The organism is Pseudoalteromonas sp. 0303 (genome assembly GCF_013349995.1).
Classification (GTDB): Bacteria; Pseudomonadota; Gammaproteobacteria; order Enterobacterales; family Alteromonadaceae; genus Pseudoalteromonas.
This window is the reverse complement of record NZ_JABVXF010000047.1, coordinates 1-21122: the sequence shown is the minus strand read 5'-3', so window position 1 is coordinate 21122 and position 21122 is coordinate 1. Positions and strand designations below refer to the sequence as shown.

Genomic DNA, 21122 nt, shown 5'->3' with positions numbered 1-21122 from the left:
AAGCCAGGCAGGACTTTAGCTACCCCTTGCAGATAGTAAATTATTTAATGTGAAGTTGAATAAATAATACTCGTTCGTGCATCTAGGTATAGTAAAAATAAAGAAAAATTGATATTTTAAACTCACTGGAATCACAGTCCCCGTGGCACAGCTGGATAGCGCGATCCCCTCCTAAGGGATAGGTCGCAGGTTCGAATCCTGCCGGGGACGCCAGTAACTTTCCAATCAAGACATTGCTTTACCAATCTACAAGCTCAACCACTTATTCGCAGCTCCTTATAGACCTTAGTTCTAGACTCAGAGACAAGGTTTGCACTCTTTTTTCTGTGAATGAGAAAGTTGTATGTTGCATTTTTACACCATTTTTTACATTAGATTAAGGTGTAAAAAAGTGTAAAACTTAACTAAATTAACTAATTAAACTGTCCCAAACCCGCATAAATAGGCGTAAATCCACACCTGTAGGGGCTACCAAGTTACTTCAGCAACCCCCAAATTAAATTAACCCGTTACTTTTTCAAGCTCGCCTGTGCGCCATGGTTCAATGATGATTTTGATATGGTCGTTTGGTTTAAATAAGGTATCAAATGCACCTTGTACGCCGTCTATGCCGACTTTACCAGTACGCATTTTTTGCCATGCAATTTTGCCTGACGCGATGTTCTCAAGTGATTGTGCAAACTCTTCTGGCTGGTAGTAATAAGAGAAAATAAGGTCTAACTCTTTCACTGTGGCATAGGCAAAGTTAATGTTTAGTGGCGCGGTATGTACACCTGTTACAATGATTTTTGCTTTTGCTGGTGCACGTAAAATGTAGTCGTTCAATAAGCGGCTTACACCGGCACATTCAAAAATAACGACCTTGTTGTTACCCGCAAGTGCTGCGGCTGTAGCAACTTCATCATCCGCCATAGGGTTAACATATTCTGTGGCGCCAAATTCAAGGGCAATTTGTTTTTTGCTCTCTTGTGGATCAGAGGCAATGATGTGTTTTACGCCTTGAAGCTTTAACGCGGCAATCGCAGCAAGGCCAATTGGGCCACAGCCAACCACAATGGCAACATCATCATTATGCATTTGTGCGCGGTTCACTGCGTGCAGGCCAACAGCGAGTGGTTCTGTAATGGCTGCCGCTTCTGATGGAACAGCATCAGGAATAGGTAATAGCAAGGCTTCATCAACAATAAAGTATTCAGAGTAGGCACCATATAGCCCTGGGGTTACACCTACGCCAGCGCCGCCAGCAGAAAGTAAAATTGGCACTGAGGTTACGCGGGTGCCTTTAGCTAATTCGCCTTTAGTATTTGGGCCGTAGCTAACGATTTCTGCCGCGTACTCATGGCCTAATAATACTTCTTGGTCATCGCCTGCATCTTTAGCCATGATGCCAAGGTTTTTATAGATATCGAATACATCGCTGGTGTGGCGGGTTATATGAATATCAGAACCGCAAATACCGCAAGCAAGGCTTTTTACCAGTACTTGGCCGGGTCCAGGTGTAGGAATATCAATTTGTTTTACATGCAGCTTGCCATTTTGCATGGCAACAGAATTCATTTGGCTCATATGTGTGTCCTCAATTCACCTTATTTGTGAATTATTAGACTAAAGTAAAGCGCCTGCCTTAATCTTGACTTTTTACGACAAAAATACAGCTTATTACGACACTGCTGTTTATAAAATGCTCATTTTGGAGTGTTTAAAGTTAAAACCCTAAAAACGATTAGGGTTTTAACTTTGACATTACATAGGTTTAGCCAAAGTAGGCAGTATTGAGGTATAAATGAGTTAATACTCCAGCAAAGTAACCTAGTAAAATGACTGGCGACCATTTTAAGTGGCTATTAAAGGTGTATATTCCTCGCGCTTGCCCCATTAGTGCAACTCCTGCCGCAGAGCCAATTGATAACAGGCTGCCACCAATTCCTGCTGTTAGCGTAATAAGCAGCCATTGACCGTGCGACATATCAGGCATCATTTGTAATACTGCAAACATCACTGGAATGTTATCGACTACCGCTGACATTAAACCAAGAATAATGTTCGCACCGGTAGCAGACCAGTTGTTATAAAGTAAGTCAGAAAGCAGCGCTAAGTAGCCGATAAACCCTAAGCCGCCAACACAAATAACGATGCCATAGAAGAACAAGAGCGTGTCCCACTCGGCTCTCGATACACGGCTAAATACATCAAAAGGAACAACATTACCTAAGCGAGATAAGCGCTCTTTGTCGCCTTCACGCTCTGCCATGGCGCGTTTTCTGGCAAGAGAGCCGGGGAGTGTCACGCGTAAGAAGTAACCAAAAAACTGTAAATAGCCAAGACCCATCATCATGCCCACAACCGGTGGTAAACCAAAGGCGGTTTTTAGCACCACGGCGGTGAGTATTGTCAGTAAGAATAAGCACAATATGCGAAGCGCACCGCGTTTAAGTTCAATATCTTCATCGGCCGTATCCGGGTGACGGTTATTGATAAATAAAGACATAACAAATGCAGGAATAATATAGCTGACTAAAGCTGGTAGGAATAAAACAAAAAACTCGGTAAAGGCAACAACATCGGCTTGCCAAACCATCAGTGTCGTGATGTCACCAAACGGGCTGAATGCGCCACCGGCATTTGCGGCTATTACAATATTGACGCACGACATAGCAATGAAGCGGTTATCATTTGCTGCTACCTTCATTACCACTGCACATAAAAGTAGGGCAGTAGTTAAGTTATCGGCTACAGGTGAAATACAAAATGCCAGTACACCGCTTATCCAAAATAATTGTTTGTAGCTAAAGCCTCTAGCAACCAGCCAGCTTCTTAGGCCATCAAATAAACGACGCTCTTCTAGGGCGTTGATGTAGGTCATCGCAACGAGCAAAAATAGCATTAACTCCGAAAATTCTAACAAGGCGTGACGAAATGCGTCGGTGCTAAGATCAGATAAGTTTTGTGCACTGTACTGCCAAGCAATAAGGGTCCAAATAATCCCGGCTGCAACCAATACGGGTTTTGATTTGCGTAAGTGAATTTTTTCTTCGAGTATGACGAGCACATAAGCAAAGATAAAAATAACAAGGCAGATAATGCCAACAGGGTGGGTGAGTAAATCGATAGTACCAGTTGACGCAGCATGAGCTTGGCCACCGAAACATAGCAAGGAAAGGAGCAATCCTTGTGTTAGTTTTTTCATTGTATATTCCAATTAAATCATCTTAATTTCGTTACGGTTTAAGTAAATGTAGCTGCAGACATTTTAGATTCATTCTTTGCTTTATGTAACAAATTGGTAACTAATATGTTGGTATTTTGAATATAAATACGGGTGATGGCGAGAGCAGACCAGTTATATAATTTATAATTTAATCAATGTGTTGTGGTTTTAAAATAATAAAGGGCTGCAATTAGCAGCCCCAACTTGAAAATTATGCAAAGTGTTTTTCTAAATCGTCAGAGCCACCAATGTGCTCACCGCCTATGAATACTTGCGGCACTGTCTCACGACCAGAAATCGCTTTTAAACTAGTTAATGAAGCGTGTTGACCTAATACAATTTCTTCGTACACATAACCTTTCGCCTCTAGTAACGCTTTAGCTTTTGTACAGAACGGGCAATTAGGCTTGGTAATAATACTCACTGATTCTGGTTTTACCTGTGCTGGGTTAATGTACTCAAGCATGGTATCTGCATCAGATACTTCAAACGGGTCGCCAGGCTTTTGTGGCTCGATAAACATTTTTTCGATAACGCCGTCTTTTACCAGCATAGAATAACGCCAACTGCGCTTACCAAAACCTAAGTCGTTTTTATCGACTAGCATACCCATGCCGTCGGTAAATTCGCCGTTGCCGTCTGGCAATAAAGTGATATTTTGCGCTTCTTGGTTTTGTGCCCATGCATTCATTACGAAGGTATCGTTTACAGAAATACATACAATGTCATCAACACCGTTTTGTTTAAATACAGCCGCAAGCTCGTTATAACGTGGCAAGTGAGTTGATGAACATGTTGGTGTAAATGCACCTGGTAATGCAAATAACACAACTGTTTTACCTTTAAAAATTTCGTCAGTGGTCATTGATTTCCACTGCTCGTCTACACGTGTTGCGAATGTAACGTTTGGTACTTTTTGGCCTTCGATATTGTTTAACATTGTTTTGATTCCTCTTGATTTGTTGAGTGCCATTATGCGATTTAATTTATGATAGCTCCAATCGTTTGTTTGTATTAATGTGATAGGTAAAAGCTATTGGTGGTGTTATATGAATTTAAAAGACTTTGAATACGTAAAAGCGGTTGCGCAATATAAGCACTTCAGAAAAGCAGCTGATGCTTGCTATGTCAGCCAACCGACATTGAGCGGGCAAGTTAAAAAGCTTGAACAAGAGCTGGGGGTTGTTATTTTTGACCGTTCAACAAAGCAGGTCACGTTGACTGTGCAAGGTGAACAACTTCTTAAGCAGATCACACTGATCCTAGATCAAACCCAAGTGCTTAAAGAAATAGCCGCCAGCTCACATGACCCACTAAAGGGTAAAATCAATGTAGGTATTATTCCTACCATTGCACCTTATTTACTGCCAACACTCTTAACTTCGATGAAGCAGGCCTTTAGTGAAACCCAGTTTTCATTTATTGAAATGCAAACAGCACAAACGCTGGTGGCTCTTGATAATGGTGAGATTGATATTGCAATTGTTGCTGATGTGGCTGATTTAGCGCCTTATCATGTGTCACCGCTTTATAAAGAAGACTTCTTAGTTGCAGTTTCTGAGCAACACGCTTTAGCAAAACATATCGAAGTTGCCTTAGCTCAATTACATGAATGTGACTTATTAATGTTAAACGAAGGGCATTGCTTTAAGGAGCAAGCAGAGCAATTTTGTTTTTCAGCTGGGGTTGAAGTCTCGAACCAATATAAAGGTAACAGTATAGAAACCTTACTTGCGCTGGTGGCAATGGATGATGGGGTAACCTTTGTTCCTAAGCTTGCATGTACACCACGTGAAGGAGTGAAGTACTTAGCTATAACACCTAATCAGCAACGCCAAGTTGTCATTGCAACTCGTAAACACTACCCACATATAGCTGGTGTTGAGCAATTAGCTAGTTGGCTAAATGCTCATCAAGGCCTACAAGCTCATTTACTCGCTAACAGCTAATTCAACAATATCGTTAATTTGAATGTTAGGTAGTGGTTGCTTATCTATACTCATGGCAACCGCTGATTGCTGATAAAGCTGAGTCACTTTTACCTGATTAAGTGTAGTGATTTTGTGCGGAAGCTTATTACCCTGTGCATCCGTTAGGTAATTATGATGGGCTATATTTAAAATTTGCCCTTGCTCAAGCCCATGCGCCTTACCCAAGTTGATGATTAACCGGCCGTTTTCTATATGCAGTATTTTACCTTGCGTGGGTAAGCAGGCCATAGCTGCTTGTAAGTCATAGGTTAGGGTTTGGTTTATATCGCTAATAGCTTGGCCATAGTCAGTTGCCCAAAATCGGTCGCTATATACATCGATGATCTCAGTCTTTTTATACGGCCAAATACCTTCTGTTTGGTAGCTTTTTTGCCAGAGCTTTTCGTAAGTGGTGCCATCAAATAAGACGTAATCTACTTTGTATGCACGCTTGAAACTATCATCTTGCCAAAATGCATAATCGTTGTTGATCTTATGGTTAACCGATAAATCACGAATACGGCTCAGTAATACATATTGCGAGTTACTGCGGCTAGTGATCTCTTCAAGTAGCGCATTACTGTAATCGTATTGCTGAGTGAAAAAATGATCTACTCGCAACGGCATATTGTAATAGGCTGTCGGTTTAGCTGCCATTTGCGTATTACTTAAGCTGGCATATAAGTGTTCACTAATGGCTTTGTTTACGTCAAAAATTTGGCCCATACGCGCTTGCTCGCGATTGGCGAGTTGGCTTTGTGTCACTGCAATAAATTTTGTGTATTGGTTTGCAGGACATTCTTCTGCTTGAGCAAAAATATCGAGGCGAAGCGTTATGGCATAGGTGTCGTTATGGCGGTCTTCGCTGATCAATTCTATTTTCTGGATTTCACCATGGCTGCTTATTTTCAGCTGATCTTGCGTCAAAACCCCGTCAACTAGTGTCTGTACAGAGCTTACTCGAGCGCCAGAAAACACTAAAGCCTGAGTTATGGCGTCTTTAATGGCGGCAGATTTGGCTTGGCTCGTATCGCCATTTTTTACAACTGCATGGCCTGTAGATTCAAACCACTGAGCTAAGCTATTGTTAGAAAACAAAATTGTAAAGGCTAAGCCAAGGCCTTTTAAGCTGGCTATTGTTTTATTTTTCATGCTGACACCTAGCATTAAAACCAATGAATAACCTAAATGAGCAAGGACTGTACCACAGTGGCATTAAACGTGCATATTTGTAGCCAAAGAGTTTTAAGCGGAAGCAAATTATGCGAGCACTTCTATTCGGTGGGCTGGTTGCCTGCGCAGCATTAACCGGCTGCAGTAGTATTTTTGATAAACATGTAGAATACACTTACATTGAGCCAGATAGCTACCCAGTGCTAAAAGCCGTGGGTTATGCGCCAATTAGTGCTCAACCAGGTAGCAATGAATCGCAGCGTACTCTACTTGCGATTAAAGCCTCAAAGCTTGAAGCTTACCGCGAGCTTGCTGAGCAAGTTTACGGGCAAAGAATTTCCGCAGGCACTACAGTGCAAAACAGCATTGCTCATAATGATCAATTACAAAGCCAAGTACAAGGTGTGATCAAAGGTGCACAGGTTATTAAAACCTATGCAGTAGGGGATACCTACGCAACTGAATTACAGCTTGATATGAAGCGAGTGCACGATTTATACATCGGCGAAGTAAAACCGCGCCAAGTGAAAAAAGTAACATATTATTAGTGCTTAAATTCTCATAGTTTCAGCTTGAGTGCTATGCTTTAAAAATAATATTTTTTCATTAAAGTATAATGGCTAACGCATATAATTACATTCAAGCTGAATATCTTCAAGGCATAGCTTATGTTAACTAAAGCTTGTGCCTTTGTTTGTAGTTTCATTCGGCGTTACCGCTTTTTATCTTCTTCAATTGTCATTCTATTTTGCGTCACTAGCGGTGCTTTAGCTGAGCGCTTGGTGATCGAATTTTCAACCTTTATTCAACAGATGCAGCAACGCTACGGCGCCACTCGAGTTACTGTCGCAAGGCAGTGGCAAGGCATGTTGCAGCATGCTCAAAATTTACCTGAACAACAGCAAATTTTGGTCGTTAATGATTTTTTTGCGCGTAGTTTACTTTATCAAACTGATATCCAGCTATGGAAACAAAATGATTATTGGGCAACCCCACTCGAAACAATGGGAACAGGGCTTGGTGATTGCGAAGATTACGCTATTGCTAAGTACGTCAGCTTACGCGCTTTAGGTATAAGCGACACCAAGCTTCGATTAATTTATGTTAAAGCGCAATTACCTGGAACTAGGAAGACCCAAGCTCACATGGTGTTAGGTTATTACAGTCAACCAAATGCACAACCACTTATTTTAGACAGTTTAATCGTAAAAGTGTTGCCTGCTGCAAAGCGAACCGATCTTAGTCCTGTTTTTAGTTTTAATAGTAAGGGCCTTTGGGCTAACAATTCAGCACAAAGCGTAGCGGATCCGACAGCGAGGTTATCGCGTTGGCGACATATTTTAGAGCAAACTCGTAAAGAAGGAGTTAAATGGTGAACGTATTTAAAGCGTTTAAACGTAAAAAAACCATTAGTTTAAAGCAAGAGTTATGGATTGCCATTTTAGTGGTGATCATAATTGGCTTTATTAGCAGTTTGCTTATTAGTACTAATTCGGCAAAAGACTACTTTACAGCCGAACTTAAAATGAAAAATGTAGATAATGCAAATTCATTAGCGCTAATGTTGAGTCAAATGAATAAGGATCCAGTGGAAATCGAGCTGCTTCTTTCGGCGTCGTTTGATACAGGTTACTACCAGCGTATTGAATTAATCGATCCGAATGGGGAGACGATTGTAAAACGTGTATTTAAGGGCGAGTTAGTACTTGATGCACCGAGCTGGTTTCGCCATTTATACTCCCTTGAGGTAGCTCCTGGCGTAGCTCAAGTAAGTGATGGTTGGCAGCAGTATGGTACTTTATATGTTGAAAGTCATAGTCAACATACACAAGATGCGCTTTGGCAAAGTTCGGTAAATTTGTTTTATAGTTTTCTAGCTGTGGCAATTTCAGCTTGTATAGCAAGCGCTTACTTTTTATCGAAAATTTTAAGCCCATTGAGCGATGTAATGCGCCAAGCAATAGCATTAGGAGAAAAGCGCTTTATTAAATCAAAGGTGCCTAGAACTTACGAGTTTGCCAAATTAGTTTCTTCAATGAACTTACTCTCTTCGCGTTTTAGCCGTATTGTTAAAGAAGATCGTCAAAGGCTTGAAGAGATGCGATTCAAGAGCCAACACGATGATCTGACTGGGCTTGCAAATCGAGAGTACTTTAACGCCACACTTGATACGTTTTTAGAAAACACCCAAGGGCATGGCGCATTATTTCTGTTTAGGGTGGTTAATCTTGATGAGTTAACAGATCAAATTGGACGAGTAGAGATGGTTAATTTTTTACGCCGGTTCTCACTGTCGTTAGTTGCATTTCTCGAATCGAATGAAGATAGTTTTAGAGAAAGCCAAATCGCGCGTATGTCTCATGTCGATTTCTTGGTGTTGTTTTCTGATGTGAGTGATTTAAAAGTATTGAGCGACGATGTCTTGCAGAGTCACAAGCAATTAGTTGCACAGTACGAACAGGTAGGTCTTGCTGTATCTCATAGTTGCAGCTTGGTGGTCGCCAATGATACTCGAGGGGAATTGTTAAAGCGAGTGGATAATTTATTAAAAGTCGCGACTTCAGAGCCAGGTTGTAATGCCCACTTTGTTATTGATAGTGCTGCTGTTCTAAGAAATGATGACCTTGATCTTTGGCGTGACACGATTGAAATAGCATTAAAAGAGAACCAACTAGAAATTGCATTATATCCTGTTACCTCGTTCTCTGATGTTCTTCTTCAGCAACAAATTTCACTGAGTTTGTTGCTCAAAGGAGAGAGGTACGGAATAGGGTTTTACTATCAATGGGCTCACAAACTGCAATTACTCGCACGACTTGATTGGAGTCTCATGAAATTGATGATCAAGCAATATGGTGAGTTAACAGGCGATACCTTATTAGGGATGGAGCTCTCTGCGGATACATTACATGATGATATGGCTGTGGCGTCAATTTTGACAGGCTTATGTGCTTACCCTGAGCTTGCTAAGCGAATTTGCTTTGAGGTTAGAGCAAATACTGCTGTTAAAGATTTTCAGCTATTTAGAGGTTTCTGTAGTCAGGTGCATAGTATCGGTGCGAAAGTTGCGCTAAAACGAGTTGGAGCTGAGTTTACAAAACTAACAAAAATCCAAGAACTTGGTCTTGAAATGATAAAGGTTGATAGTGTTTACTGCCACAACATTAGTTTTAATGAGGCAAACCAAGGCTTTTTACGGGGGGTATGCTCATTAGCTCATTCGCTAGGCATTAAAGTAGTTGCAGAGGGGGTTAAAAACCCAAGTGACCAAGCCACTTTAAAAGAACTTGGTTTTGATGGTGTCGTGGCGATTGAAGAGTCTGTTTAATGACCCTTCACTGCAAGCATTAATTGCATTCGGTCACGCACCTTTAATTTATGAAAAATAGAACTCATGTGCTCTTTTACAGTGCGCTCAGTAATATTCAAAACGTGCGCAACTTGTTTGTTGGTAGCACCTTTTACAACCTCATCAACAACCTGTTTTTCTCGTTTTGTGAGGCAACTTAAATCACATTGGTATGGGTAGTTAATTGCTTGCCCCGATAACACGCCAACCAAGTTGGAAAGTAATTGCCCCGGAAGCCAAATTCCACCGGCGTTAACGGTTTCAGCAACTTGTTCGATGACTGTTTTATTTGCAAATGCTTCAATGTATCCACGAGCACCAAGTTGCAATGCATCACACAGCTGTTGAAAATCCAGCTGAGTTGTCATCACAATGACTGGTAGCCGTTGTGCGGTTAATTTTTGTAGCTGTATTTGCCAATCATCAGAGTCTGCAAGTAACCAAATTAATGTGTCTGCTAATAATTTATTTGGGCAGGCTGTCTGAATTACACAATTTGGAAATGCACTTAGCCAGTGAGGTGATTGCAAGTCATCTTGTGTAATAAAAATACTGCGACGCATGATTACTCCATTAAAAAGCCTGCTAGCGTTCGCTCATTGCTAGAGACGTTGCACGTAAAATTGGTTTGAATAAATACTCAAGAACCGTTTTTTTACCAGTAATAATATCGACTTGAGTTGTCATTCCTGGGATGATGGTCAGGTTGTCTGCAAAGTGATTACGATTTGTCTTAAGCTGTACTAAGTAAAATGTATTGTCTCTGTCATCAGTAATCGTATCAGCGCTGATATGAGTAACTTCAGCCTCTAAACCACCATAGATGGCAAAATCATAAGCGCTAAATTTAATCATTGCAGCTTGGCCTGGGCGTAAAAAAGCAATGTCTTTAGGTAGGATTTTAGCTTCAACAACTAATTGATCATCGAGTGGAATAATTTCAATTGCATCGCTGCCAGGTTGCAGTACTCCGCCAACTGTGTTGACTAATAGACGTTGAACCGTACCATTGACAGGGGAACGGAGCTCCGTTTGTGCAACTTTATCAGCAAGTCCAGACTCTGACTCTTTCATTGCATCAAGCCGAAGTAAGGCTTCTGATAGCTCATTATTCCAGCGATTTATCATAGCAAGCTCAACTTCGGTGACTTTGTTCTTCGCTTCATTTATGGCTGATAGACTACGATTTATTGCCGCTTTTGTTCGATTGATCTCACCTGTATGTTCAACAATTTGACGCTCTAAGCGAATTATATCTATATCTGATACCGCACCTGTACGAAGTAGAGGGCGAGTTACTGCTAATTCGCGGTTAGCTAAACTCAATGAATTCGTATGTTGCTGTAAAGCAGCCCTTGCTTCGGCATAATCTTGCCGACGTTGTTCTAATTGGCGCTTGTGGATGTTAACTTGTTGCTCTAGTTCTTTATTGCTACTTTCAAAAATGGCTTGTTCATGCAGTACCGCGTCCGGTGCTTTCTCTATCAAACTTGCAGTAAATACCAGAGGTTTTTTTTGCGTGAGAGCTTTTAACCGCTCAACTTTTGCAGTCAAGGAAAGCACCTTAGCTTGGTTTTCTCTAAATGAAGAAATAAAACGTGTAGGATCGATTTTTATTAAAACATCGCCTGCATTAACAACTTGGCCTTCGCGTACAAATATCTGCTCGACCATACCGCCATCGTACGATTGCACTATTTGCAACTTGTGAGATGGGATTACGCGACCTTCACCTCTTGCTACTTCATCAAGGTAAGCAAATCCCGACCAAACAAAAAGCGCAATAATACTGATACAGATAATGTAAAGTAGTAATCGGGCACTTGCTGGTTGTTGTTGCATTTTTTCCCACTGTGCGTCAACTAGCCAGTCTTGACTATTAGGAGGTGATAACCACCCTGAAAAAAGCTTAGAAAAAATAGATGGACGTTTTGCTTTTTGTTTTTCCATCACTTTGTTTAGATGTTCAAACGAGCGCTGTTCAATAGGTAAGTTTTTATTACTCATGAGGCTTTTCCTACTGTATGGTTATTTAAAGCCGATAACACGTGAGCTTTAGGGCCATCAGCAACCACTTTGCCGTTATCTAGTACAATAATGCGGTCTACCAGCTCTAGTAATGAAGTTCTGTGAGTCACTACAATTAGGGTCTTCTCTTGGCAATTGCGCTTGATATTGTTAATAATTTTATTTTCGCTATTGTGATCAAGTGCTGAGGTGGGTTCATCCATCAGTAAAATAGGCGGATTGTTCAGTAGCGCACGTGCAATCCCAACAGCTTGGCGCTGCCCACCGGAAAGAAGCCGACCCTGTTCACCAACTTGAAGGTCAAAACCATCTGGATGTGAGTTTATTAATTCAAATAATTGGCTTTGTTGACACGCAGATAAAATTTGCTCGTCTTTGGCATGCCAAGCACTGAGGGTAATATTGTCTTTAAGGGTGCCAAAAAATAAAGAAATAGTTTGTGGTACATAGCCAATGTTATGTCGTAACTCGGCAGGATCGATCTGATGTATATCATTGTTATCTATTAATATATTACCAGAGGTAGGTTCATACAGGCCAAGAATTAACTTTTCAATTGTACTTTTACCAGAGCCATTGCGACCAAGAATTGCTACTTTTTCACCAGACTTTATTTTAAAGCTAACACCACTTAATGCTTCATTGCTTTCTTGAGAGTACTTAAATCGCACATCATTAAACTCAATGTCCCCTAGAAGCACTGGGTGACTTAGCCAGTGCTTGCCGGCAGGGCGCTCAACTTCGTTATCCATAATTTCATTGAGAGAATGCATTGCAATTGCAGCATGATGAAATTGAGCTAGCACTGCAGCAGATTGAGTAATCGGTGCCATCGTACGTGATGAGAGTAAGTAGGCTGCTATTAGCCCTCCTTGAGTTAGATCGCCGGAGATAATGAGATGTACGCCAACCATCATAATTATAACCCCAACGCATTGCTGAACCCATGAACCTGCATTGCTGATAGAGGATGAAATTAAACGGCTTTGTGCATTAACACGGGCGATGTAAATCGTTGATTTCTCCCAGTTGGATTGGGTTTTACATTCACTATGAAAGCTTTTGACATCTTCAATATTGGTTAGGCTTTCAACCAAAATCGCATTGCGCATGGAGCTTGCTTTCATTGTTTGCTCTGAGAGGCTTTCAAGCTTCCGATGTGCGGCTAATGCATAAAACAGCAATAATAGAGCACCGGCGATTATTGGTAAGCTTAACTGTACGCCAATGATTGCAATGACAACTAGATAAAGTAAAACGAAGGGTAAATCGACAAGTGCAATGAGGGTCATTGAGCTAAAGAAGCCTCGGACTGCTTCAAATGATTGAATATTACTTGCGAACGAGCCAGCAGAAGCCGGACGGTTTTTTAGTTTCATGCCCAGTACGCGTTCCATAATCACAGCTGACACTTTGACATCAATACGACTTGCCGCCAGTTCTACAAAGTAACTTCGAACTAACCGCAAAATAAAATCAGCGGTGAGTGCAATTAAAACACCGATTGCCAGTACCCACAGAGTTTCTACTGCATGATTAGGTACAACACGGTCGTAAACATTCATAACAAAAAGTGGCATCGCAATTGATAATACGCCTAATGCGATAGCTGAAACGACGACATCTTTGTATAAACTTCGACACTCTTTGATAACTCCCCAAAACCAGCCATCTTTGGCTAGTTTTTGTAGTACAGGCGAGCGAGCGTCAAAAGCGAATTCGGGCTGTGCATAAATAACCATTGCAGTACTGCTATCTGAAAGCTTTGTAATACTGATTTTGACCGCAGAGTCATTTAATTCAGGGTAGATAACTTCAGCGTTGTCGTTTTCGATATCAAGCTTAGTTATTACACAGGCTTTATTACCTTTTAAGATCAACACCGCAGGCAACAAAGCTGTATTAAGGTCATACAGGGGTTTGTGAACAATTTTAGTTTTAAAGCCTATTCGTTTAGCGGCACGTGAAAAACCTGACGGAGTTAATAAGCCATTCTCAAGGGGTAAGCCGCTCAATAATGTTTCACGAGAAAATTCTCGATCATGATAGCGGCATAGCGTTTCTAGGCAGTCAACAAGACTGCCACCATGATCTTGATCATCGGTTTCTTGCATATAATATCCATACTTATACCAGTGCTCAAAGGTACTAAATTAAGCGAATTGGTATTAAATTCACCATATACTTTTACGACCAGCCATCTTTCATGGCTGCTGGGCGGCTACCGGCGTCGGTTATCACTGCTTCAATGCGACGATTTGCAGCATTAGCTCGAACTGAAATCTCATTTATTCTTGGTTGATCAACACCATAACCAAGCGACTTCACTCTATTTGGGGCAATACCGTATTGCTGGATTAATATCTCTGCAACCGAAGAGGCTCGTTCTTCGGAGAGCTTTCTATTATAAAGGGCTGGCCCTTCTAACGAGGCATGACCTTGAATCTCAACATTTTTATAGGGGTGTTCTTTTAAAAAGTCAGCGAGCCGAGCTATTTCCTGCATATACTGGGGACGCACAACACTTGAATCTGCAAGAAAAGGAATGCCAATTTCTACATTACTCGTGTTGCTTCGATACTTTGTACAGCCTTTTTCATCAACCTCCGTGAATGCAGGTGTAGATGGACATTCGTCTTGAGCATTTGCGATTCCGTCATTATCATCATCTGCAAATGTTGTAGGAGTTTCAACAGGCGTCACCGGCATAGTTAAGTAATTAGGCATAGCGGTTACTTTCATATATGCATTATCTTGCTGTTTTTTTTTCTGCAAGAATGCTTGTCGGCCAATTGTTGCTGCTACATCAAATTTTGGACAAATGCTATCTGAGTTTAATGCAATAGGGTCATCGGTTAGCTCTGTAATTACTGGGAATTTATCGGAAGTAACGTTGAGCGTTTCAAGTAATTTACCCATTTCAGCAAGCATAGTTAAAATAGCTGACTGTCTATCATAGAGAGCTGCTATATAGGCTCGATTAGATTGGAATGACTCGTTTTCAGCGTCAAGTACATCAAGTAGTGTTCTTTGACCAATATCGAACTGATCTTTGTAAGCAAATTTTACCTTATTTGATGACTCTTTATGACTGGCAAGAGAAGGGAGCTTATTTTGTAAAACTTGCACGTTGTTATAAGCAACTTGGAGGTTTTGTCTAATTTCAATACAAGTTTGGTCGCGTTGATACTTAGCCACATTAATTTCTTGATAGGCTTGATCAAGGTTGGCGCTATCTAAGCCGCCACTATATAAATTATAACGAATATCTATACCGACTCTGGCCTCTGAGCGAGTTTCATTTAAGCCTAGCTCATCTCTATCTTGCATACCGTAGCGTGCCGATAAATCTACATTAGGGTGAAATGCGGAACGTTGTGAATCAGCATTCGCTTTTTGCGCTTCGATATTATAAAGAGATGCATAAAAGTTAGGGCTGTTTTTGTAAGCTATATCAAGTGCTTGGTTGATAGAAATGGGAATTGCATCATCGCTTAGCTTCGCTTTGGCAGTTCCTTTTGTTGGCAGCTCTCCAACAATCCGTAAATAGCGAGCACTCACATCATGTAGGTTTGCATATTCTGTCATTACATTTGATTGTGCAAGTGATAGACGACCACTAATTTGTTCAAGGTCTGCCGCTCTAGCAACACCAGCGCCAACGCTTTGCTCTATTTGCTGATAAACAGCCTCGTGCTCTTTTAAGTTATTTTCAGCAAGTTCAACTAACTCGGTGAACTTTTGTACATCGAGATAGGCAACACTCGCAGCGAGCGCTGTTTTTTCTGCTTGGTCTAGTAATTCAAAGTAACGAATCAGTTGAATGCGTTCAAAGCGCTTAACATTGTTCGATGTTCTAAAACCATCGTATAACATTTGCCCTAATGTGAGCTCTGCAGTGTTACGGTTGTATTCATCTTCAATGCCGTAGTTGCGTTTCTCGTAACCAGCACTCGCTGATACATCGACAGTGGGTAGATAGCCTGAACGAGCAGCATCAATGCCATGGATTGATGCTTTAAATGCATGCCAAGCTTGTTGTACTTCTGGATTAGATGAAATTGCTTTATCAGATACATAATGTAAAGGCATTACAGATATTGGCTCTGCTTGAACGCTGAATACACTTACATTCGCTGCAAACATCAAAGTAAGTAAGGCGCTGAGCTTTTTGCTAGTGAACTGATTGTTTATAGCCATTATGATCCTCATTTTTAGACTAAATTATATTCATTCTAAGTTAAGGTTTAGCCAACAATATCAAATACTGCAAATGATACTTTTGTCGTGTTTTTATTTTTTATTAATCGTTTGTTTATTCGCGGGTGGTGAAAAAGTGCTGTTTTTTACGTTTACCTGTACCAAAGTCCAGTAGCAAAGTGTTATTTGCTGGCTAGGCTTAAGCTATATAAATGTATTACTCATAGTTTGAGGAAAAGCAAATGGACGCAAATCAGTTACTGGTTATTGATGTACAAGGTTCAGCAGGCTTAGTGCAGGCGGACGGTTCTATAAAAGCCCTTACGGTTGGAGATGTGATCACGGTAGGAGATACCGTTTTTACCGCAGACAACTCGACTATATTAATTGATGTGCAAGGAGAGTCATTGGCGATCCCTGCTAATAAATCAGTAACTATAACCCCTGACTTGTTAGCAAAAGAGACGCAAGATAACTCAGAAAATACCCTTTTCGATGATAGTATCGACGAAGCCATTGTAAGTTTAAATCAACCCAATCAACCAACCCCAGAGCAACAAACAGGCACAGATATCAGTGACTTTTTAGATGCGCTTGAAGGGGGGGGAGATATTTTAGACAATTTAGAGGCGACGGCTGCTGGTGGAGGCGGTGGTGCTGCATCTGGCGGAGGTACATCGTTTGTAGAGTTAGCACGTATCGCTGAGGGTATTGACCCATCTAGTTTAACGTTTGATGACAGCTTTAACACTGATAATACAGGTACTTTCTCTCCTCGAGATACAACCGATGGTGTTGTACCTAGTGATGAGTTAATTGCAACATTGAGTGTCAATGAACTAGGTCTTACTAATAATCCACAACCAGTTATATCAGGTACATCTGAAAACCTAGTAGGACAAACAGTCACGGTGACAGTTACTGACGCGAATGGTAATACTCAAGTTGTGACGGTTGTAGTTCAGCCAGATGGTACTTTTGTAACCCCGCCACTTGACCCATTACCTGATGGTCCAATTAATGTAGATGTGCTTGTTCTTGATCCAAATGGCGACCCTGTATCAGATAATATTGGTGCAAGTATTGATACAGTCGCGCCGGTTGTGACGATTGATACACTTACTGATTCAGCAATTCAAAATGCAGTAATCACTGGCACTGTGTCTGGTATTAGTAGTGGCGATACGGTCACTATTACTGTTACTGACAGCGCAGGACAAGTACAGGTAATAGCGACGCAGGTAGATGATCAAGGAAATTGGAGTATCACTACTGAAGCACTTGCTGAAGGGCTTTATACGGTCGTTGCATCGGCAGTTGATGAGGCTGGCAATGAAGGCAGTGATAATGAAAATGGTTTAGTTGATCTGACTGCACCCGTTATAAGCATTGACACCATCGGTGAAACAAATGATACCACGCCAACTATTTCAGGAACGGTAAGTGGAGTCACTGTCGGTAGTGAAATCATAGTCGTGATCACTGGTGCAGATAATACAGTGCAAACCTTAACTGCTATTGTGGCAGAAGATGGTAGCTGGGTCGTTGATGCCCCTGAAGTACTTGTTGAAGGTGAGTTTACTGTTACAGCAACAGCCGTTGATATTGCTGGAAATGAGGCACAAGCGACGGCCACAGGTGTTATTGATAATACAGCCCCTGTGATTAATATCACACCAATTGATGATACGCAGGACACTACGCCGAATATCAGTGGTAATGTTGTTGGTGTTCAACAAGGCACACTTGTTACCGTTGTTGTCACTGATATTAATGGTCAAGTTCAAACATTAACAACGGTGACCGATGCTGATGGGAATTGGAGTTTAGATGTTGTCGCAGATCTTGCTGAAGGGGTTTTTGATGTAAGTGCATCCGTAACTGATGCAGCCGGAAATACTGCTCAAGCTGACACTCAGGGGGTTGTCGACTTGACGGCTCCTGACATAACGTTAACAGCAATAGCCAATACAAATGACACAACACCTTCCATAACAGGGCGAGTTGATGGGGTGCCAGAGGGCACCGAAGTTACAGTACAAGTTGTTGACAGTAATGGTCAGTCGCAAACTTTAACGGCACTTGTTCTTGCTGATGGCAGTTATAGTGTTGATGCAATAAGCCCTTTGCCTGAAGGCAGCTTTACAGCAACTGCAATCGTTAGTGATGCTGCTGGTAATCAAGCTCAAGATACGACGACAGGGATCATTGATCTAACCGCGCCAGTTATAAGCCTTGATAACTTAGGAAGTAGTGCTGACAACACACCTACAATTTCGGGCACAGTGCAAGGCGTTGCAGTAGGGACCCCAGTCACTTTAGTTGTCACAGATGCAAATGGGAATAGCCAGACGTTTACTGCAATCACTAATAATAATGGTGTATTTAGTGCAGATGTACCAGTCAGCCTTGCTGATGGACAATACTCGGTTACCGCTACTGTATCTGACTTAGCAGGTAATCAAGCCTCTGATACAGAAACGGGTACAGTGGATAGTTCATCTTTAACTATCTTAATTGATGCGTTAGGCGAAACAAACGACACAACACCCAGTATTTCAGGTTCAACATTAAATGCAACAGCTGGTGATGTGGTCACGGTGGTAATTGTTCCTTCTTCAGGTCTAAGCCAAACATTTACAACAACAGTTGATGCAAATGGAGATTGGAGTATTAATGTATCTGATGAACTTGCAGAGGGTGAGTTTACGATTGATGCAACTGTTACCGACCAATTTGGTAATACCGCAAATGATTCGATCACAGCAGTGGTTGATACTACTGCACCGCTTATTAGCATAGATACCATAGGTGCTATAAATGACAGTACGCCTTTAATTTCAGGCAGCTCACAAGGAGCGACGGCAGGTAATACAGTAACAGTTACTGTTGTCGACTCTCAAAATAATAGCCAAACCTATACGACAACTGTCGATGCTAATGGAAACTGGGTGGTACCTGTTACAGGTTCAGTGTCGCAGGGGGAATTTACAGTAACAGCCAGTATCACTGATAATGCGGGTAATATAGGCACGGATACTGAAGTTGGTACGTTCGATGGAATTAATCCTTTATTAACGTTAGATTTTGATCCTTTGACTAATGACAGTACGCCGTTGATCACAGGCACAACTGATGTCACTGCAGGCAGTATTGTTACTGTCAACGTTACTGACAGCGATGGCGTGGTACAAACGCTTTCTGCGGTTGTGGCTGCGGACGGAAGCTGGTCAATCAGTCCTAATACGCCGTTAGCTGAAGGGGCATTCACGGTAATTGCTAGTGTAGAAGGTGAATCTGGCAATCAAACGCAAATCACTCAAAACGGTGTTGTTGATCTCACAGCTCCTATTATTACGATTGACAATTTAGGAACGGTCAACGATACAACTCCTACTATTAGCGGACAAACGAATGAACCTGCGGGTAGTATCGTTACGGTTGTTGTCTCAGATGGTATTAACAGCTATGAATTTAGCGCAACCGTAAATGCTGATGGTAGTTGGTCTGGGGATGTGCCAGCCGAGTTAGAAGATGGCAACATCAATGTTACAGCATCAATAACCGATGCAGCAGGCAATCAAGCCCAGACAACGGGTACCTTTATTTTAAATAGTGCAGCGCCTAGCATTGCAATAGATGCAATCAACGAAACCAATGACATTACGCCAACTTTAAGTGGCACCTCAGATGCCCCTAATGGCACCGTCATAACAATTATTGTTGAAGACAGTAATAGCAACAGCCAACAGTTTACTACAACAGTACAGAATGGTCAGTGGAGTGTAGAGATACAGCAAGCTTTAAGTGAAGGCACATTTACTGTTAATGCGTCAGTAACAGTTGATGGCTTTACAAGTGATGCTACTGCTCAAGGCGTAATTGATGTAACAGCGCCGACAGTCAGTATTGATGCCTTAGTAGATAGCAACGATGTTACTCCGATCATTACGGGTCAGACGTCAGGTTTGGCGGCTGGTAGTGTCGTAACACTCACAATTACTGACAGTGCAGGAGCCGTTCAGACAGCATCTGTTGTCATCTCGCAAGATGGTTCATGGTCAGCAGAAGTTAGCAATGCGCTGGCTGAAGGACAGTATTCTGTATTAGCTGAGGTGGTAGATAATGCAGGCAATGAAGCGAGCGACTCTCAATTAGGTATCATCGATTTATCTGCGCCTACAATTAGTATTGATGCTATTGCTGATACAAATGACGTTACACCTACTCTAACGGGTCAAACAACAGGTGTACCGCAAGGCACGCAGGTAACTTTATTAATAACAGATAGCTTGGGCAATACACAAACTTTAACTACTACCACATTAGCTGATGGATCATGGTCTGTTGATGCTGAGGTTATTATCGCTGAAGGAAGCTTCACTGTCGAAGCATCTGTGAGTGATGTTGCCGGAAACTCAGCAACAACCTCGGCAACCGGTAATATTGATACCACAGTGCCAAGCGTTTTAATTGATCCTCAAAATACGACAAATGACACAACTCCAGTTTTTTCAGGGCAAAGCTCAGGCGTTCCTGCAGGTACTGAGGTTAGGCTAACGGTTACCGACAGTGTTGGTAATATTCAAACTTTAATTGCTATCACAAGTGCTGACGGAAGCTGGTCAATTGTTGCAACTGAAGTGCTTGCCGAGGGTAATTACACTATTGAAGCGGAAGTTTCAGATGATGCAGGTAATACCGGCACCGACAGTGCCACTGGTGAAATAGACATCACCGCACCGACCATCACTCTTGATACCTTGGCCGATAGCAATGATGTGACACCGCTCATCAGTGGGCAAACCAGCGGGGCGGCAGTGGGGAGCTTAGTGCTGCTCACTATCACTGATAGTGCTGGTAATGTACAAAGTGCGACAGCGACGGTGCAAGCGGATGGCAGTTGGTCTGTTGAGCCAAGTACCGCCTTGGCCGAAGGTGATTACACCGTGGTAGCCACGGTGAGTGATGCGGCGGGTAACGAAGGTAGCGATACAGAAACAGGCACTATCGATGTGACAGCACCAACGATGACCATCGATGCGCCAGCGCTGACCAACGACAATACACCGACAGTCACTGGTACTTCAGACTTAGCCAATACCTCACTTGCAGTAACCTTTACAGATGCCAATGGCACCAGTCATACCGTGACGGTCACTACCGATGCTTTAGGTAACTGGAGTGCCGAAGC

At 41.9% G+C, this 21122-nt stretch carries 13 protein-coding genes and 1 tRNA gene; 6 read left to right on the top strand and 8 right to left on the bottom strand.

All coding sequences use genetic code 11. The annotated features are described in order from the left end of the window. Positions 1 to 136: 136 nt before the first annotated feature. A tRNA-Arg gene (locus HUS62_RS20195) sits at positions 137 to 213 on the top strand. 288 nt (positions 214 to 501) lie between these two features. Here HUS62_RS20195 and HUS62_RS20190 read toward each other — a convergent pair. The 3 genes from HUS62_RS20190 to HUS62_RS20180 all read right to left on the bottom strand — a co-directional run bounded on the left by HUS62_RS20190 (position 502) and on the right by HUS62_RS20180 (position 4148). Then, on the bottom strand, positions 502 to 1566 hold the full coding sequence (locus tag HUS62_RS20190) for a zinc-binding dehydrogenase (protein ID WP_175080924.1): 1065 nt from the start codon (positions 1564 to 1566) through the stop codon (positions 502 to 504). Between the two features lie 187 nt (positions 1567 to 1753). Beyond that, positions 1754 to 3187 (bottom strand): sodium:proton antiporter NhaD, encoded by a 1434-nt coding sequence (nhaD, locus tag HUS62_RS20185; RefSeq protein ID WP_082422933.1) that lies wholly within the window; start codon positions 3185 to 3187, stop codon positions 1754 to 1756. Between the two features lie 232 nt (positions 3188 to 3419). Beyond that, complete coding sequence (locus HUS62_RS20180; protein ID WP_062566773.1) at positions 3420 to 4148, bottom strand: glutathione peroxidase; 729 nt, start codon at positions 4146 to 4148, stop codon at positions 3420 to 3422. 109 nt (positions 4149 to 4257) lie between these two features. On the opposite strand from HUS62_RS20180, the gene HUS62_RS20175 reads away from it, so the two are divergent. Beyond that, positions 4258 to 5157 (top strand): LysR substrate-binding domain-containing protein, encoded by a 900-nt coding sequence (locus HUS62_RS20175; RefSeq protein ID WP_175080923.1) that lies wholly within the window; start codon positions 4258 to 4260, stop codon positions 5155 to 5157. Here the strand turns inward: HUS62_RS20175 and HUS62_RS20170 are convergent. Then, positions 5140 to 6330 carry a flagellar assembly protein FlgT gene (locus tag HUS62_RS20170; protein ID WP_175080922.1) on the bottom strand — a complete coding sequence of 397 codons (1191 nt, stop codon included), beginning with the start codon at positions 6328 to 6330 and terminating at the stop codon, positions 5140 to 5142. The two genes, HUS62_RS20175 and HUS62_RS20170, sit on opposite strands and share 18 nt — an antisense overlap. 110 nt (positions 6331 to 6440) lie before the next feature. Between HUS62_RS20170 and HUS62_RS20165 the strand changes: the two genes are divergently transcribed. The 3 genes from HUS62_RS20165 (at position 6441) to HUS62_RS20155 (ending at position 9679) form a co-directional block, all read left to right on the top strand. Further along, the gene (locus HUS62_RS20165; protein ID WP_054562225.1) at positions 6441 to 6899 is read left to right on the top strand and encodes an LPP20 family lipoprotein; all 459 of its coding nucleotides are present in this window, start codon (positions 6441 to 6443) and stop codon (positions 6897 to 6899) included. A gap of 264 nt (positions 6900 to 7163) precedes the next feature. Continuing rightward, positions 7164 to 7727 carry a transglutaminase-like cysteine peptidase gene (locus HUS62_RS20160; RefSeq protein ID WP_404936077.1) on the top strand — a complete coding sequence of 188 codons (564 nt, stop codon included), beginning with the start codon at positions 7164 to 7166 and terminating at the stop codon, positions 7725 to 7727. Continuing rightward, positions 7721 to 9679, top strand: coding sequence for a LapD/MoxY N-terminal periplasmic domain-containing protein (locus tag HUS62_RS20155; protein ID WP_175080920.1), 1959 nt, complete (start codon positions 7721 to 7723; stop codon positions 9677 to 9679). The genes HUS62_RS20160 and HUS62_RS20155 overlap by 7 nt, the downstream gene beginning before the upstream one ends. On the opposite strand, the gene HUS62_RS20150 is transcribed toward HUS62_RS20155, so the two are convergent. The 4 genes from HUS62_RS20150 to HUS62_RS20135 all read right to left on the bottom strand — a co-directional run bounded on the left by HUS62_RS20150 (position 9676) and on the right by HUS62_RS20135 (position 15928). Then, positions 9676 to 10263, bottom strand: coding sequence for a response regulator transcription factor (locus tag HUS62_RS20150; protein WP_175080919.1), 588 nt, complete (start codon positions 10261 to 10263; stop codon positions 9676 to 9678). The two genes, HUS62_RS20155 and HUS62_RS20150, sit on opposite strands and share 4 nt — an antisense overlap. Positions 10264 to 10285: 22 nt before the next feature. After that, the gene (locus tag HUS62_RS20145) at positions 10286 to 11707 is read right to left on the bottom strand and encodes an HlyD family type I secretion periplasmic adaptor subunit (RefSeq protein ID WP_175080918.1); all 1422 of its coding nucleotides are present in this window, start codon (positions 11705 to 11707) and stop codon (positions 10286 to 10288) included. Beyond that, entirely contained in the window at positions 11704 to 13842 is a 2139-nt protein-coding gene (locus tag HUS62_RS20140; RefSeq protein ID WP_175080917.1) for a type I secretion system permease/ATPase, read from the bottom strand. The genes HUS62_RS20145 and HUS62_RS20140 overlap by 4 nt, the downstream gene beginning before the upstream one ends. A 73-nt stretch (positions 13843 to 13915) precedes the next feature. Next, positions 13916 to 15928: a TolC family outer membrane protein gene (locus HUS62_RS20135; protein ID WP_258536826.1), complete on the bottom strand. Its 2013-nt coding sequence runs from the start codon at positions 15926 to 15928 to the stop codon at positions 13916 to 13918. Positions 15929 to 16170: 242 nt separating this feature from the next. Here HUS62_RS20135 and HUS62_RS20130 point away from each other — a divergent pair. Further along, a partial coding sequence (locus HUS62_RS20130; RefSeq protein WP_175080916.1) for a retention module-containing protein occupies positions 16171 to 21122 on the top strand: 4952 nt, incomplete at its 3' end.

Coding starts and splice junctions, on each gene's coding strand:
- HUS62_RS20160 (WP_404936077.1), top strand. CDS start 7,164: ATGCAGCAACGCTACGGCGCCACTCGAGTTACTGTCGCAAGGCAGTGG.
- HUS62_RS20175 (WP_175080923.1), top strand. CDS start 4,258: ATGAATTTAAAAGACTTTGAATACGTAAAAGCGGTTGCGCAATATAAG.
- HUS62_RS20170 (WP_175080922.1), bottom strand. CDS start 6,330: ATGAAAAATAAAACAATAGCCAGCTTAAAAGGCCTTGGCTTAGCCTTT.
- HUS62_RS20190 (WP_175080924.1), bottom strand. CDS start 1,566: ATGAGCCAAATGAATTCTGTTGCCATGCAAAATGGCAAGCTGCATGTA.
- HUS62_RS20145 (WP_175080918.1), bottom strand. CDS start 11,707: ATGAGTAATAAAAACTTACCTATTGAACAGCGCTCGTTTGAACATCTA.
- HUS62_RS20140 (WP_175080917.1), bottom strand. CDS start 13,842: ATGCAAGAAACCGATGATCAAGATCATGGTGGCAGTCTTGTTGACTGC.
- nhaD (WP_082422933.1), bottom strand. CDS start 3,187: ATGAAAAAACTAACACAAGGATTGCTCCTTTCCTTGCTATGTTTCGGT.
- HUS62_RS20155 (WP_175080920.1), top strand. CDS start 7,721: ATGGTGAACGTATTTAAAGCGTTTAAACGTAAAAAAACCATTAGTTTA.
- HUS62_RS20135 (WP_258536826.1), bottom strand. CDS start 15,928: ATGGCTATAAACAATCAGTTCACTAGCAAAAAGCTCAGCGCCTTACTT.
- HUS62_RS20180 (WP_062566773.1), bottom strand. CDS start 4,148: ATGTTAAACAATATCGAAGGCCAAAAAGTACCAAACGTTACATTCGCA.
- HUS62_RS20165 (WP_054562225.1), top strand. CDS start 6,441: ATGCGAGCACTTCTATTCGGTGGGCTGGTTGCCTGCGCAGCATTAACC.
- HUS62_RS20150 (WP_175080919.1), bottom strand. CDS start 10,263: ATGCGTCGCAGTATTTTTATTACACAAGATGACTTGCAATCACCTCAC.